Genomic DNA, 17,310 nt, shown 5'->3' on the forward strand with positions numbered 1-17,310 from the left:
TCTATATTTTCTTTCTCTAAAATCTTTATATGCTGCTCTTCGGGAGTCAATTTCACCTATTAACTCCCAAAAAGGTTTCCATATTCCAAGTTTTTCAAATACGACTTTTATAGCTATTCTTTTTTTATATAGATTTTTGAATTATTGTATTGCGCCTCCCAATGTCGGATCGCTCGCCACTCTTGGGTTAGTCAATCCTAATTTAAAGGCATCAATTACATGCTGTTCGTGTGTAAAACGCCAATCTGTTTCCTTGTTAATATTAAACCAAACAAAGGATTTTATTTTAGGAAATTGTGTTTCTAATTGTGTAAACATATCCTTAACCCAAACTGCTTTATCACCTCCTGTAGATGAACATCCCATTTCAGCAATAAATATAGGTTTGTTAGGATAAGCAGCAGTTAAACGATTGTAAAGCGGACCAAATACCTGCGCAAAAGTTTGCCAAGAAGACCAATCTTGTGAGGTTCCAAAGTTGTAGCCATCCATACCGATCAAATCCACATAGGCATCTCCAGGATAGTACGACTCTACAGTTTGAGGATTTTTGTTGCCATTAGCGTTATTTGGAGCCCACGCCCAACGAGCATTTGTACCTCCGGCAGCACGTACTTTGTCATGTACATAACGGAATGCTTTTATATAGGTAGATACTGGGACAAGTTGATCATTATGAATACTCCATGGATACCAATCACCATTAAATTCATGAGCAAAACGCAATACCACAGGTTTACCAAATTTTGCTAATGCTTCGCCATATCGCTTGATATCAGCATCGTATTTACCTGAAATCAACTCTTCAAGTCCCATCATAGGTTCCCATGTCACATGAGGCACATAACCAGCAGCACTCGCCTCTTGGCAAAAAGCTGTAGGGAAATCACGTTCACCAGTGGCATGCCATCCATTGAACATCATAGCCATACTTGGTTTTTTACCAAAGCCATTGTAAAATGACATTGTTGTTCCAGAATCATCAAAGAATCCCCAATACAGTAGATTGGGGTTTGTTTTTTCTTTTACTTCGAGTTGGATTACACTTGATTTTCCACCAAAGGAAACTGCAAATGAAGCTGTCCCGGCATTTGAAGGATTTCCGCTTATCTGATAAAGAAGGGAACCATATCCTTTTTCTAGGCGCCCCTTTTGCAAGGTTGCAGTAAGACCCGAAACACCTGTAGAAGGTACCGTAGTACCCGTATCAAAGGAAGCACCATTTCCCCCACTGTACGAAAGATATAACTCTCCGTCATAAGGGCTACCAGCCACAGAAACTTTGGATACTTGAGTAAATGAGGCATCCAAGGATTTTACTTCGGCAGCACCAGAGATTATTTCTGCATTATTTTTCGAACAACAACACAAATAAAAACACAGTGTTAATAACAATAAATAGGATTTTTTAGCCATAATAATATATATGTTAAACTTTAATTTTTTTATTTTACAAATAGAATATCGTCAAAGTAGATCACCTCATCTTTAGGAACGTTCCAGTTATTCAATCTCCATCCCAATTTTCGGAATGTCGAGCCTGTACTCCACATCGGTTTACTCGCACTTTTTCCGATCGGAATTTTATAATAGGTCCACTCATTAGTCAGTATCAGTGCAATCCCTGCAAAATCATTACCGTATCCCTCAGGCATTCCATCTCCCATTAGTGACATCTGTATGCCTTCATTTCCGGCACCTTTGGTTGTGCTTTTGGCCCAAAAAGTGATGTAATGATATCCCTTATCTTCAAAACCTGCCGTATTAAGAATACCGCCTGGTGAATAATTGTTCGCAGCATAATTGATGGCTAAAGAGCCCGTTCCTCTTTTGGCCACATTTGTTGATATGGATTGCGACGATCCATAATCATCACCATCGGTATTTGCAGTAATATTGGTACCATAGCTATCTGTAAAGACCTTAAAAGCAAGATCCAAATTGATAAGTTCAAATGCGCTTGTTGTTGTACCAAATGGCGTCACCAAATCAATGGTAGTCCTCGAAATACCATCCATATCGGGCACCTTCACCTCTATGCTGTTAGCGGACTGGGATACAATAGAAAGATCAATCTGTGTATGAGTAAGTTTCAATGCCGTTACCTTGTTCAGATTCTGACCTGCGATGGTGATTGTTGTACCAGCAGTAACATTGATCTCCGAACTTGAATTTGCGGAAGGAAATAATCCAGCTATATTAACATCTACTAAAGTAATCGATCGTTTCTTATCTAGGATATATCGACTTGGATTGATAATTTCTACCGCTAAGATTAAATGTTTTCCAAAATTTTCAGGATCCGTGATCACGCTATTGTCTACCTCTAAGTAAAATGTAGCCGATCCACTTTCCGACACGTCTAATTTTTTCGGTAGGGTATAACCTGTTGCAGGCAGTGATTTATAATGAGAACCTAATACACCCGTCTTCAATAACTGCTCAACCGTATCTGCATTAACCTTAATATCGACACTATAAGCTCCTTTTGTCGTTCCAGACAATGATGCTCCTAAAATGATCTTCGTTTTATTCGTTTTTTCGTCAACCTCGTAGTTCATACCAGTAGGACTTATACCATTGGATGATCCGGGTACGGGGTATATAGCAGTCGATCCCAAGGAAAAATTAACGCTCTGAGGCATATAAATCACGGAACTCCCATATTCTTTTGCTGAATCATCCTTTTGACAAGCAGAGAAGGATATCAACAGTGCCCAAGCCATTAGGGTAACATATATTTTATTTTTTAGATTCATCACGTTCATGTTTTAAAAAATTTAGAAGTGCTTGCTACCAACCTGGATTTTGAACCAGTAAACCACCTGAAATATTTATTTCGGCCTGCGGAAATGGATATAAATTCATCTTTGGCGCTACAAAAACGCGATTTTGAACAGCTTTGGTTCCATAGATTACCGATCCAGATCCATTTTTTGTGATCGTTGCTCCGTAGATCGTCTGGTTCAGTACAGTTGCGGCGTCGCCCCACCGGATCAAATCCCAGTAGCGGTGATTTTCGAATGCCAATTCAACTTGACGTTCGTGCTTGATGGCTGTTCTCAGAGCTGCTTTGCCATTTGCGTGCACAGCCGGCATATGGACACTAGGACGTGCTCTCAATTTATTCAGCGCCTCCCTTGCTGTCAATCCGAAACCATTTGCCTGATCGGGACCGTAGGCTTCATTCATAGCTTCAGAATAGATCAATAGCAGCTCGCCATAACGAAATAGTGGCCAGTTATGCGGATTAATGGCATTATTGATCAAGTTGACATTATCATTGACAAATTTTTTCAAGTAATAACCCGTTTTACTTGCATTCATACGTGTCATATCATCCGTTCCACCAGCAGATTGATCGATGTTACGGTTATTCCAGTTACTTCCATTAAATACGATGGTATACTCCAATCTTGGATCCCTGTTTGCATATGGCATGCTGGACGAAAAATCACCAAGTTTTTCATACGCCGAGACTAAATTTTCTGTGGGCGTAATTCCACTTCGCCCGCCCGCAGTAGCGACTGGATAGTTGGCTCTTTCTAAATCATTGCTTGCGGTGTAGCGTATAGCCATAATGGTTTCAGCACTATTCAAAGTATTATTGCCCAGAAAATAATTTCTGTAATTATTATCCAATGCATTTTTACCACCGGCATCATCCATACGATCGGCAAACTTAATTGCCTCGGCTGCTGCCTTGGCCGCACGTTGCCATTTTACGATATCATTACCTGGATTATGCAGTGGACTCGCTGCATAGAGCAGTACACGTGCTTTAAGCATGAGCGCCGCCCCCTGGTTAAACCGCCCATCCTGATTAGCAAAGGCAGAAGTCTTCCAGTTTGGCTGCAATTTACTGTGATGGCTGTCGATCTCGGTGACGATAAAGTCAACGATATCCTGAAAAGACGAAGCTGCAATAGCTGGTTTTTCATTAACAGAGAATGTTTTTGTCAATAGCGGTACACCTCCATAACGTTTAATGAGCTCAAAGTAATAATAGGCACGCAATACGTGCACCTCGGCAATCGACCAGCCCATGGAGACTACATCGTTTTGATATTTCACACGTGCTTCCTGGGTGATCGTGTCGCGATTGACGGCCAGTAGGGCTTTATAATCACCGCCTTTTTTGGTGAGATACTCCAAAAAATAGTTGGCCGAATAAATGCCTGAATAATACATATTGTACCGGTCGTCGGGATTATTGAAGGCACCCCAGTTACCGTTGTTGAACAGGTACACATCACCTACCGAATTGGTCTGCACTGCTTCATCGGTCACGGCGGCAAAGAGGTTTCCATCTAATGCGGAAAATTCATTGCGTTGGGATAAATATGCGTAGGGTGCATTGGCCAGTTGAATCAAACTATTGTAGTTATCATCTATATTGTGCTCTATGGGCTGGGTGTCAAGGCGGGTGTCTAAAAATGACTTGCCACAGCTTGATAAGCCCAAAAGTGCTAGTGCAAAAATGGATTTAAAAGATATATGGTCACGTAGATACATAAATTTAACAATTAAAAGGTAAACGAAATTCCTGCATTATAAGATTGAAGTGCTGGATATCCGGCAGGAGTCTCTGGATCCATATTGTACTGGCGATAAAAAGAAGACCAAACAAATGGATTGACAGCAGTGAGGAATACCCTGAATTTTTCCATATGGAATTTTTGTGATACATCAGCAGGCAAAGTATAACCAATCTGTAGTGATCTCAATTTGAGAAAATCCGCATTTTTCATCCAAAACGTAGAATTGGTATAATTATTAGCATTGCTCTGCGTCGTTAGTCTCGGAGAGGTCGCTGTATTTCGTGTATCAATACCTTCTGTCGGATAATATGCCCAAGCATTGCCGGCTGTTGGATAAATAGTGGTATTTCCAACAAAAGGCACCACTTGATTATATGCCGCTCCCAATAAATTGACATCTAAGCCAGAAGCGCCCTGAAACAAAGCTGAAAGATCCACACCTTTGTAAGATAGGCCTAGATTGAATGAATAATATAATTTAGGATAACTAGGTCTACCAATTTTCGTGATATCACTTTGATCTACAAAACCATTTTGATCCAAGTCTTTGTACTTGAGATCTCCGGGCTGAACAGGTCCAAAACTAGGTTTAGCCAAACCTGCGATTAGACTACCATCTGGATTGAAATCTTCAAATTGATAAAATCCATCTGCGACCAACCCCATTGGGGTACCGATGGCAAGTCCGGTGGTATTGGAGAAGGAATTTTTATTTGATATTTCTGCTTGTTCAGTGATCTTATTGCGCGCGTAGGTACCCATCACACCCATATTGACTTGGACATCACCGATACGATCAGTATAGCTTACACCCAATTCAAAACCCTCATTAGTCACCTTTCCTATATTTTGAAAAGGTAACATATCAGCTCCTGTATAACCTAAATAACCTGCAACAAGATTGTTTCTGGTGATAATACCGCTTCGTCTATCGCTAAACCAATTGGCCTGTAAATCTACTTTATTTGCTATCGTTAAATCCAGTCCAAGCTCATATTTCATGCTTTGTTCGGCGGTGATATCTGGTGTTGCTAGACGCCCCAAACCAATGCCTCCATTGAATGAAAGATCCGTATTGCCGGTTACGCTACCAGGTAAAAAACGGTAGTATTGTTGGTAGAGATATCTCCCTTGCAAGGTCTGATCATTGCCGCTCTTGCCTACTGATGCGCGAAGTTTGGCATGACTGACAACCGCATTATTTTTCAGAAATCCTTCTTCCGATAAGACCCAGCTCAGTGAAACGGCAGGATAGAATTTCCATCTGTGCCCAGGAGCATACGAATCGGATCCACTATAGGACCAGCCCAATTCGGCTAGATACTTATCTTGGTAGCCATATCTTGCTCTTCCAGCAATTTGCTGATAATGGTAGGCAATTTTAGATGCATCCTCATTGGCATCAGGAACCATGTCACTAGCATAATAATTAGCCACCGCATGAACAGAATGGACTCCAAATTGGCGATTATATCCAGCAGATAAATTTGATTGTTTCCAGGTCAACTGGCCATAAGGCGTATTCGTTCCAAACTTGATCGGCGTATTTTGATCAGACGTTGCGGGTTTACCTTCATAATAACGTGCATAAGTTGCCGTTTTATTTTGGATCACGCGGGACCAAGTGTTAAATGATAGGGCTTGCTCCAAGTATAAGCCCTCAGTCAGAAAACCCAAATCTTCACGTAAACTAAAGTTACCTTGTAAAGTGCGATCATGTGCCGTGTACATACCTACAGCATTTAATTGTGCCACTGGGTTATTGGAATATAAAGTATTGCCCGACCACTGTCCTGAAATCGGATCGCGTACAGGGTAAATATTATTGGGGTAAGTTGTTAATTCTCTCCAAAAATTGCGAGCATTATCATAAGTATTGTTACTAAATGGCTGATTATAACTTTCAATTCGACCACCTAAATCAATTTTACCTTCAAAAATTTTAAAGAATTTTAAATCCACATTTGATCGCAGATTGTAACGTTTAATACCTGCATTGCGGCTTGACTCAGATGAACTAGGAATATTGAACAAGCCAGCTTGATCCATATAGTCCATAAAAAGATTGTATTTGGCCACCTCATGGAGTCCTCCCTGCATATTCACATATGCATTGGTATAACGAGCATTCTCTTTTAACGACTCGTTTAACCAATCAACATCCGTTCCTCGTCCGTCTTTGTATTCTTGCAATGAAGCATCATTATAAGCTGGAGTCCATTGATAACGATTTCCATTGATCGCATAGCGATCATTACTGATCGCTTGATTGTAAAGGCTAGCATATTGATATGCACCATAGGGCTTTTGAATCTTTGCGGCCTGCTGGATTCCGGATATCATCTGTGCATCTACCCGAAACTGACCTGATTTAGCCCGCTTTGTAGTCACCCACAATATCCCATTAGCTCCTTTCATGCCAAATGTAGCTAAGGTAACCGGGTCTTTTAACAGGGTAATATTTTCAATCTCACCAGCAGATAGATATTGAAAATAAAAGGATATATCCACTTGGAATCCGTCTACATAGCAGACTATAGCAGCCTGATCATAAGTCCCTCTGCCACGCATCAACATAGATGCTTGGTCGTACCCAGGCTGTCCATTGCTTTGCGCCACCATCAATCCATTTAAACGGCCATAAAGGGTATTAGTCAAGTTGGCAACAGGTGTTTTCTCTAAATCTTTACCGCTTACTGAAGCGTAATTTTTTGCTTTCCAGCCGGCACTGGAATCCGTGGTGATCATATCACCAGGTTGTTGAGCCATGACAAGCGATGTGCCGCCCGACCAAACTGCAAAAAGAAGGGCTGTAGCTTTTTTTATCATCGAATAGGTATTCATATTTTAAAGTCTTCTAATAGGTTCAGTCTTACCAATTAATATCCAGGATTCTGAATGAGATAACCTTTGTTCACCTCACTTTGCGGTAAAGGATTCAAAAATTGTCTCGGGTGCCAAAACCCATTATAACGAACTGTATTTCCATAATTTGTATTTTTTGAAGGCAATGCATCTCCACCATTATTAAAAGCAAGGAAACGAATAGGTCCTCCGATAATACCTTGATCAATATTGCTCTCTTTCCAGTGTTTCAAATCATTGAAACGGTATTTTTCTTGGATAAACTCAATTGCCCATTCACGCTGGATGATCTTACGTAATTTTTCTTTGTTGGTTTCAGTAATCGCTGGAAGTCCTGCTCTTTGGTGCACAACATTTAAGCGTTTCAAGGCTTCAGATACTTGACCTATTTCATTGTAAGCCTCTGCAGAACTTAAATAATATGCTGCAAGGCGAAAGATCGGGAAGTCGAACCACTCTCGACGGCCAGCTTTATAATAAAATTTAGTAGGTTGTCCTGCTCCAAAATGATTGATATCTTTATAGTGCTCATTCATATGCCATATGGGGTCACCTGGATTATTATCAGCCTGCATTTCCCATCCATTAAAATCGGCGCGCATACGGGGTTCCATCTGCTTAAATTTGCTGATGTACTCTGAAAATGGCGCTGTCTGACCAACACCTGGCCAAGTTTGATCAGTACCATCTGCTTGATAATAATTTTCGAGCATACTGCTTGATAAAACAGCACCATTGGCTTGATAATGATAGTTGACTACATTAAAAATATTATACGGTCCTGCACCACCAGATGAAGGTACCTGCTGTTTGAAAGCCAATATGACCTCACGGTTGCTTGGGGTAGAAGTCGCTGTACCATAATCTTCAAGCGGATTGCCCGTATTAATAATATGCAATCCACCGGCTCCTTCTGCCTCTTTAATAACCGCTTCACTAGCCGCCAATGCCTTATTCCACAATTGTGGATCATAGACTCCAAAGCTGATCAGATTATTATTTGCACCTAACTGTAAGTAAGGTGTCGCTGAATTAAACAACGGACGTGCCGCATACATCAGCGCTTTAGCCTTGATGGCCAAAGCTGCCGTTTTAGTCATACGCCCCAGTGAATTATCTGCCCAACGTGAGGGCAAGGTCGCTGCAGACTGATCACACCAAGTCACGATCGTATCGAGCACATTTTGTAACGGAGCACGTGGTATGGCCAATGCATCCAAATTGTCTATGGTCGTCAGTGGAAAACTTTGCGATATAATGGGCACTCCGCCATACATGATAAACATTTGGGTATAACGGTAGGCAATTAAAGCTTGCATCTCTGCCCTTACTATTGCTTTATCCGCATCTGTCATATCAAGTACACGACTTATATTTTCCTTGACAAGATATGCCTTGCGGATCGCTTGAAAATTATCGGTATAGCCATCATTGCCATATCCACCATTGGAACCCATGTCCTGACTATTGAAATTGGGTGTAAAACCGCCACCAAGAATGGATACCGCAGCCACACTGCCTGGTATCTGGACCCAGAATGCCTGACTTCCTGCCAATTGATCATCAGTACTCGGAGAATAATAACCACTCCAGTTTAAACCTTGGCGCAAAGACGCGTAATATGCTCCTGCTATGGCATTATAAGCATTTGATGATTGGTTAAAAACTGTATCAACGGTAGGGTTACCGCCTGGAGGAACCTGTAAAAAATCTTTTTGACAGGATATACTGCTTCCCAAGATCACAAAGGGTAGCGAAGCAAACAGAGCTTTTCGCCAATAGCGTTGTATTATATAGATCATAATTGTAATTTTTAAAATGAAATATTCATGCCTAAGTTGTACGTCCGAACAAGCGGGAAGATATAGCCATTACTATTTTGGCTTGTTGATTCTGGATCAATCCCTTTAACCAGTTTTGTCCATGTAATCAAGTTATTTCCACTTGCAAAAACACGTACTTGACTTAAACCTGCCCGTTGCAACACTTTACTATCTCGAATGGTATATCCTACCGAAGCATTTTTCAATCGCAAGAAATCTGTAGAACGTAACCAAAATGTACTTTTTACTCTCGAAGCTTGCGATACACCATCAATGGCATTAAGAGCTGGATAAAAGATGTCCTGTCCATTTTCATATTTTTCCTGTGTCCATCGTCCATCATTAACCGCCTCTACAATGCGGTTGCCACCATAATAGGTATTACTAATATCATAAGAGCCCTTGGCTGTACCAATAAACAACGTAGCTATATCCCAACCTTTGTAGGACATCCCTAGACGCCAATTATAGGAGATCAATGGAAATACAGGATGACCAATCGGAATCATATCTTTATTATCAATCAGACCGTCACCATTAATATCTTTATATCTCAAATCACCTACATCCACGAGATTGCTATAGGTGTTATAAGGTCGATTCGCAAGATCTGATGCAGTATTGTAAAACCCATCAGCGACCAAACCTTTAGGCTGACCAATCATATACCCCGTTTGGTTCATCCAAGGATAAGGGAAAGCAGCTTCTGCCATATAATCAATTTTATTGCGGGCATAAGAGAAGTTGCCTTTGAAGAAATAAGCGAAATCATCACCGATCTTATCATCCCAGCCTAACTCAAATTCCCATCCGCTATTGCTAACCTTTCCTACATTGGAAACAGGTGTGCCAGCCACACCCAGATTTGCTGGAATAATAGCGGGCCGGACTAAAATATCTGATCGCTTTTCGGCAAAATAGGTACCTGAAAATGCTAACTTGTCATTGAAAAATTTCAAATCGAGCTGTACGTTGGTCTTTTTGGCACGCTCCCAAACCACTCGTGGATTTCCAACAGCTGATTCGATCGCTCCGCTAATTTGTGGATTGGTCGTGGATCCATCTGTACTTCCAAAATAATAGCCGTTGTTGGGATCGGACAGACTCCAGGAATTGGTTAGGTACAGATAGCGTGCTGCCTCAGTTTGATCATTACCCACTTCGCCATAGGACGCTCTGATTTTAGCAAAACTTAACCATTTACTATCCTCCAAAAAGGATTCTTTTGAGATAATCCATCCAGCAGAAAATGCAGGAAAAAAACCAAAGCGATTGCTCGGGGCAAACTGTTCCGTTCCATTGTATGCCATATTGACTTCGGCCAAATAGCGTTCGGCATAATTATAGGTCGCACGGCCTACTAAACTCATTAACCCTGAAGGAGTGTTAAAAGCTAAGTTATTGGCTATATATTTTTGAGCATTTGCCAATATTAGGCCCGATACATGATGCTTGCCAAAATCCCGAGAATAATCTGCTCCGGCTTCATAATAGATCTTTCTGAAACTCGAATTAAATAAATAATCTGTCAAGCTATTATCAGCATTGACCATACCGCCTATGTAGACGATATCATTGGGGTTTTGCGGATTTCGGTAAGCCGAGTAAGTGGGTACGCCAGGGGTCACTGTATATCCTTTGGCATAATTATCATCGTATGCGACAGTAAAATGTGATGCTAGACCTCTTGTGATATACCCCATCTTATGTTTTAGGACAGTCTGTGCACTTAAGTTTGTTCCTTGTGTCACACCATATCCTCTCGTCACTAGATTTAAAGGATTGATTACCTGACTCGGATATCCTCCATTTCCTCCTTTTACTGTACCGATCGGGTTGGTCGGGCTACCATCTGCACCAACAAAATGTAGAACGATACGACCATCAACAATTCCCGGGGAAATAAATGGCCCCTGTTTAATATTCATGAGTATCGCTTGATAACGCGATGCCAAATCCGAAGTTTCAACATTGCTAAAGTTGTCCGATTTGGGATTGGCAATCTTATTTTTCAAAAATTGCCCGCTAATATTGATGCTGATCTGCAAATTTTTGACGACATCAATATCAAAATTGTTTCTAAATGTATATCTTGAAAATTTAGGATCTACATCGGCACCTGCTATTTTTGTATAATTGAGAATACTGGTCTGATCAAAATAACCGATTGAACTGGAATATTTGAATTTTTCACTTCCTCCTGATACGTTTAAGTTGTATTGATTTTGATTACCTCTTCCGCTAAACAATTCTTTGTACCAATCGTGGCTTGTATAGTATAATGCTGGACTATTTTGTAGCTGTTCTTTTTGCTGTGCCGTCAAAGACATCGCTCCAATTTCAGCAGCTGTATAGTCGCGGTTGTTTTTAAATTTCCAAAGCTCATCATCGGAAAATAACATATTATTATAGACACCATTTCCCGATGCATCGAGTTTACGGATCGATTCATTTCTACTCGAAGCAAAATCGTGCGAGTTAGTCATAGGAATCAATGAAGTTGGTGTCGTATACCCTTTATTTGCAGAGAAGTTAAAAGAAGGTCTTCCAGATTTGCCTCTTTTTGTCGTCACGATAATCACTCCGTTGGCACCTCGGATACCATATACAGCTGTTGCTGAAGCATCTTTTAAGATACTGATATTTTCAATATCATGAGCATCGATCGCGTTCAACATCGTAAAAGGATTTTCTGCTGGTTGTTGTACCCCATCGATCACGACCAAGGGATTAGATCCATTGAGTGTTGATATGCCACGGATACGCAGTGCAGTTGCATTTTGACCGGGCTCACCGCTGCTTTGCACGCCAGTAATACCTGGAGCTAGCCCTACAAGCATGTTTGTTACATTGGCTACAGGTGTTTGCACAAGATCCTTTCCATCCACAACACTCACAGATCCTGTCACAGTGGGTTGCTTTTGCTTGCCATACCCGACTACGACTACTTGATCAATCTGGATATTGTCCTTATACAGCTGGATATTGATCGCCTTCAGATCTCCTACTAACCTACGTTGCGGTAAGTAACCAACGAAAGTATAAATAAGCGTATCGGTAGGTAGTGCTTTTATCGAATAATCTCCCGTGGTATTGGTTAATGTAACATGATTTGAATTTTTGACACTAACATTGACACCGGTCAATGGGCGCCTCTGCTCATCAACCACATTTCCAGAAATGCGATTTTGAGCCTGAGCCATACAGGTGATTGACGCCATAAATATTCCTAAAAAGGCTACTTTTTTAGAAAATAGTACTGTTGAGCGTTCAAGACAGGTCGAATGACTGTCAGTGGACAAGCATATCATATTTAATCAGTTCGTTTATAATTTTGAAATTATTTCCCTTTACGGTATTCTGAGTGGTTAATCAAATTGGTTATACCGTAAGGTCAAAATTAGCATATTGAGGATGCAATGAGGGGGGATTTTTTGCATTAAATAGGGGGAAAAATGTTTCAAATTCCCCTATTTAATCATTTTAACGGTGTTTTTCTTGATACGTAGAAGGTGTGATACCGAATTCTTCCCGAAACACTTTGCTGAAGTATTTAGGATCAGTAAATCCGACCTGATAGGCAATTTCGGCGATGGACCATTGCTTAGTTTCCAACATATGCTGTGCACGTTGTAAACGGACGCTACGAATAAATTCAACAGGCGTCTTGCCTGTTAATTCAAAAATCTTTCGATATAGGGTCGCCCTGCCCACGGCAAACTCCTCGCCGAGACCTTGTACCGAAAGGCTCGAATTGCCCATGTTTGCTTCGATATAGGTCAGCACTTTTTTAATCCACTCCTTATCGGCGGAGGTTGTATCGAGTTCGCTTGTAGTCACACTGACCTGTGTTTGATAAGTTTCTTTGAATCGGTCCTGCTGCGTCAGGAGATTTTTCATCTTAGAAATTAACATTTCCATCCGAAACGGTTTTGTAATATAGTCATTAGCACCTTTTTCCAATCCTTGAAGCTGACTATGCTCAGAACTCACTACTGTAAGCAAAATAACGGGAATAAATGCAGTTCTTTTATCTGCCTTTACTTTTTGACAGAGCTCGGCACCGTTCATCTCTGGCATGTTGAGATCACTGACAATAAGATCTGGATGTTCGGAAAGTGCCCTCTGCCATCCTTCCTTACCATTACATGCCACAATAATGTTGAAATAAGGTTCGAGAAACTCTTTCATGTAGTGGCGATAATCCTCATTATCCTCTACCAATAAGACCGTCTTTTTAAGCGACTGTTTTCTATCTTCAACAGGAATAACAGTACCTTCAGGTATTATTTTGTGATCTGGCTCAGATTGTATTGCTAATCGAAGAATAAACTCGCTCCCTTGTCCGATTTGACTTTCGGCATGCAATGTACCTTGATGAAGCTTTGCAAATTCACGGCTGATGGATAGTCCAATACCACTCCCCTGATTCATGATATTATCCGGCATTTTATTTTGATAAAAACGCTCAAAAATTAATTCTAATTTATCGTTGGCAATTCCTATTCCTGTATCAATAACCCTTATTTCTATGGACTTATTGTCGAGATTACGAACAGACAAGGTTACATGTCCCCCTTCTTGCGTAAATTTAAATGCATTTGTCAATAAATTGAACAATATGCGTTCTATTTTATCTGGGTCAAATTCTATTTCTCTCTCCTCACCCATGATACTGAAAGAAAAATGAATATTACGTTTTTCCGCTAAATCAGAAAACGTTTCAAATACTTCCTTACAAAACTCAAATATTCGAGCAGTTTTTTTATGCACATGAAGTTCTCCCAATTCCAGTTTTCGAAAATCCAATAGTTGATCAACCATATTCAGCAAACGTCTGGCATTTCGATGTATCAACCTAAACTGTCGAGATTCATTTTCAGGGAAAGCTTGTTCCAAAAATTTTTCTATAGGTGTTATAATCAGAGAGAGCGGTGTCTTAAGCTCATGACTCACATTCGTAAAAAAGTGAATTTTCATTGCATCTAACTCTTGACGCCTTAGCTGCTCCAGTTCTTGCTGTTCTTTTTTAAACTTGATTCGAGCACTACTTATAATTCGATATCTTGACCAACATAAACCTATTACGATAACCAATACATAAAATACATATGCCCACGTACTAGCCCAAAATGGTGGTAAAATCTTAATTTCCAGTTTAGCATAAACGGGATTAATAACCCCATTTTCTTCTGCCCTCACGACAAGTGTATAGGAGCCTGGTGTTAATCCTGTAAAACTAATCTTTCGATTATTGCCATCTACCGTTACCCATTTATCATGCAGACCCTGTAATTGATAACTATAGGTGATCTTCCCGGGATCTATATAATTAAGTGCTGCAAATTGGATGGCAATTGCATTTTGATCATACTGTAGTGATAGTTTTTGTGTAGCTGATATACTCTCTGATAAAATGACTTGGCCATTATACTTTTCCCCTACCCGAACGCTATTGTTAAACAGCTGTAAATCCGTGAAAAAAAGCGGATAATTTTTTCTTTTTAATTGATCAGAAGGAGGAAAAAAAAGGTTAAATCCATTACTTCCTCCAAAAACCAGTTCACCGGATCGAGTAATAAAAGCTGCATCGTCATTAAAAGTATTACCTTGAAGACCATCCGTTTCATCATAATTTCTAAAAGACAATCTTACTTGATCGGAGGAATAATGAGCTGTGACCTTTGACAGCCCGTTGGGCGTACTTGCCCAGATATTATTTTTTTTATCCTTGATCAGGCGCAATATTGTTTGATGCGGCAATCCATCTATTTTATGGTATTTGAAAAATTTCTTCTTTTCTGGATTGTAAATGGAGAGACCATCACGCGTCGCAATCCATATCCATCCTCTAGCATCTTCAATGATATCTAAGACTGTGGTATTACATATACTATTTTCAATTCCCTGCTCATAAGCAAAGTGTTGCAGCAGTTTTCTATTCTTATCGTATAACTCGATACCTGCTGATCCGCCTACCCATAGATTTTCTTTTCTATCTTCAATAATAGCATTGACCGAATAGTTAAAAGGATGATCGTAGCGATAATCTATAAATTTATTGGTTTTACGGTCCAGGAGCTGCATCCCATTATTCAACGTCCCGATCCACAATCTTCCTGCTCGGTCTTCAAATATTTCCCAGACACTATCATCAGAAAGACTATGAGGAATTTTGCTATGGTGCCGATATTGAATAAACTGCTTTCCATCATAACAATTAAGTCCCCCGAAATAAGTTCCGATCCAAAGTTTATTATCTCGGTCTACATAGAGGCTCGAAATGATATTACTCGAAAGTCCATTACCCTTATTTCCCTGCAAATATGTTGTAAAAGTCTGTTTTACTCGATCGAAATAAAGTAAACCTCGTCCATTCGTGCCAATCCACAGATTGCCAACCTGATCTTCTGCAAAGCAATTGACATCATCAAAAGGTAAGCTTGTCGAATTTTTTGGATTGTGGCGAAAATGTGGAAAAGATGACTTAGTTTGGTTGTACGAATTGATACCCGATTTGAAAGTACCCATCCAAATCGTACCCGAAGGATCTTTTAAAAGCGACTTGATCGCATTACTTGGTGAAATTTCTTTTATGCTAAAATCATTGGAAATATAATGAATTGATTCCTTTGACTTATCCACAACATTGATGCCTCCATGATCAGTAGCAATCCAGATTTTACCTTGATCATCCTGCACGATCCCATTGACAATATCATTATTGAGTTGAAATCGTTTTGAATAGGTATCAAGAACAACCCACACCTTTTCCTTTAACTTATACCAATATACAGGATTTTTTTTCCCAGGTACATAAACCCAAACATCGCCCTCAGCATCTATAAAAATCTGATAGTCCTGAGAACTGATATTTTCAGAAATAGAATATCGCTTGATCAACCTATGATCCGAATAACGACGCACCTCGATCATCCCATTTGCGTAGACAACCCAAAGATTACCTGGAGGATCAAAGGTCAATGATGAAATATCATTGCTGTAGAGTGGATGTAAGCTATTGGTCGTATTGAAAAGATATGATTGACGACTCTTCGTTATGTACTTGTAAATCCCTTCACCGGGATAGAGGAACCAAAAATTTCCAAATGGATCGCTTACGATTGTTTTGAACCACTCATGTGGGAGACCAATTCTAGATAACCAAGAGCGTGGTCTTGATTCAAATTTTTCACTTTTCAGATCATATTTATTCCAGCCTTTAGGAGTATAGATCCAAAGCGAATGGAGTGGCCCCTTGATTATCTTATCAACGTAATTATCATTAATACTTGTTGTATCCTTTTCATTATGCAAGAAAATCTTAAAATCATAACCATCAAATCGATTCAGTCCCGATGCTGTGCCAAACCACAAAAATCCTTTTTGATCTGTCGAAATCGCAATAACGCGACTATTTGACAAACCATTTTTGATGCCCATATTGTTAAACAGATACGGAGATTCCTGAGCCTGAAGGGATGTACACAAAACAGATATTACTGTAAAAAAAAATAGAATGCAAACCTGCAACCAAATAATAATTGTTCTTTTCAATCCTGTAAATACTTTTTGAATAAATAGATTTCTACCCCGTTATTTAGGACAGTAAATAATGTCAAAGGTACACTTATTTGACGTTCTCTTCATTTCCGGCGTATGGTAAAGTAGCAAAAATTTGTTATTTGGACTGAACTTTACAAAGTTTGTCCGTAAATAAGATATATTTTTATAATTATTAAAAAAAATATAGTTAATACTCCGCAAGGGTGCAGTGCACTGTATTTCATGGTTTAGTTGATATTGAGGTCAATAAAATGCACAGGCAACAAATACAAGTACGGATGAAAACTTATTTTATGCTTGGTATCCCAATAATTCAGATGTGAAATTAATTTAAAGTAATGTGACTGGACATCAAGAAAATATACTGGGGGGGGGTAGTGGCGCAAAAGTGATACCGTATTGTCTCTATGATCTCAATAGTATAAATCTGCACAGAGGAAAGAAAGTAAAGATAATTAGTATTGATACCAAAACAAGAAAATATGAAACAGGTAAAAACATATCAATACAGCAGA

The 17,310-nt window shown here is 39.8% G+C and carries 7 protein-coding genes; all 7 read right to left on the minus strand.

Annotated features, from left to right (window positions below):
- Positions 1-141 precede the first annotated feature (141 nt).
- Positions 142-1,416: a glycoside hydrolase family 26 protein gene (locus AC06G9_RS16225; RefSeq protein ID WP_052627494.1), complete on the minus strand. Its 1,275-nt coding sequence runs from the start codon at positions 1,414-1,416 to the stop codon at positions 142-144.
- 29 nt (positions 1,417-1,445) lie between these two features.
- Positions 1,446-2,759: a BT_3987 domain-containing protein gene (locus tag AC06G9_RS16230; protein WP_260948650.1), complete on the minus strand. Its 1,314-nt coding sequence runs from the start codon at positions 2,757-2,759 to the stop codon at positions 1,446-1,448.
- Positions 2,760-2,793: 34 nt separating this feature from the next.
- Positions 2,794-4,515 (minus strand): RagB/SusD family nutrient uptake outer membrane protein, encoded by a 1,722-nt coding sequence (locus tag AC06G9_RS16235; RefSeq protein WP_480956745.1) that lies wholly within the window; start codon positions 4,513-4,515, stop codon positions 2,794-2,796.
- An 11-nt stretch (positions 4,516-4,526) separates the two neighbouring features.
- Positions 4,527-7,370, minus strand: a complete 2,844-nt coding sequence (locus AC06G9_RS16240; RefSeq protein ID WP_260948647.1) for a SusC/RagA family TonB-linked outer membrane protein — start codon at positions 7,368-7,370, stop codon at positions 4,527-4,529.
- Positions 7,371-7,420: 50 nt separating this feature from the next.
- Positions 7,421-9,208 (minus strand): RagB/SusD family nutrient uptake outer membrane protein, encoded by a 1,788-nt coding sequence (locus tag AC06G9_RS16245; protein ID WP_045752875.1) that lies wholly within the window; start codon positions 9,206-9,208, stop codon positions 7,421-7,423.
- 11 nt (positions 9,209-9,219) lie between these two features.
- Complete coding sequence (locus AC06G9_RS16250) at positions 9,220-12,450, minus strand: SusC/RagA family TonB-linked outer membrane protein (RefSeq protein WP_281046849.1); 3,231 nt, start codon at positions 12,448-12,450, stop codon at positions 9,220-9,222.
- A gap of 262 nt (positions 12,451-12,712) precedes the next feature.
- Positions 12,713-16,672: a two-component regulator propeller domain-containing protein gene (locus tag AC06G9_RS16255; RefSeq protein WP_052627484.1), complete on the minus strand. Its 3,960-nt coding sequence runs from the start codon at positions 16,670-16,672 to the stop codon at positions 12,713-12,715.
- Between the last annotated feature and the right edge of the window lie 638 nt (positions 16,673-17,310).

The sequence above is a fragment of the Sphingobacterium sp. MAE genome (assembly GCF_056711605.1).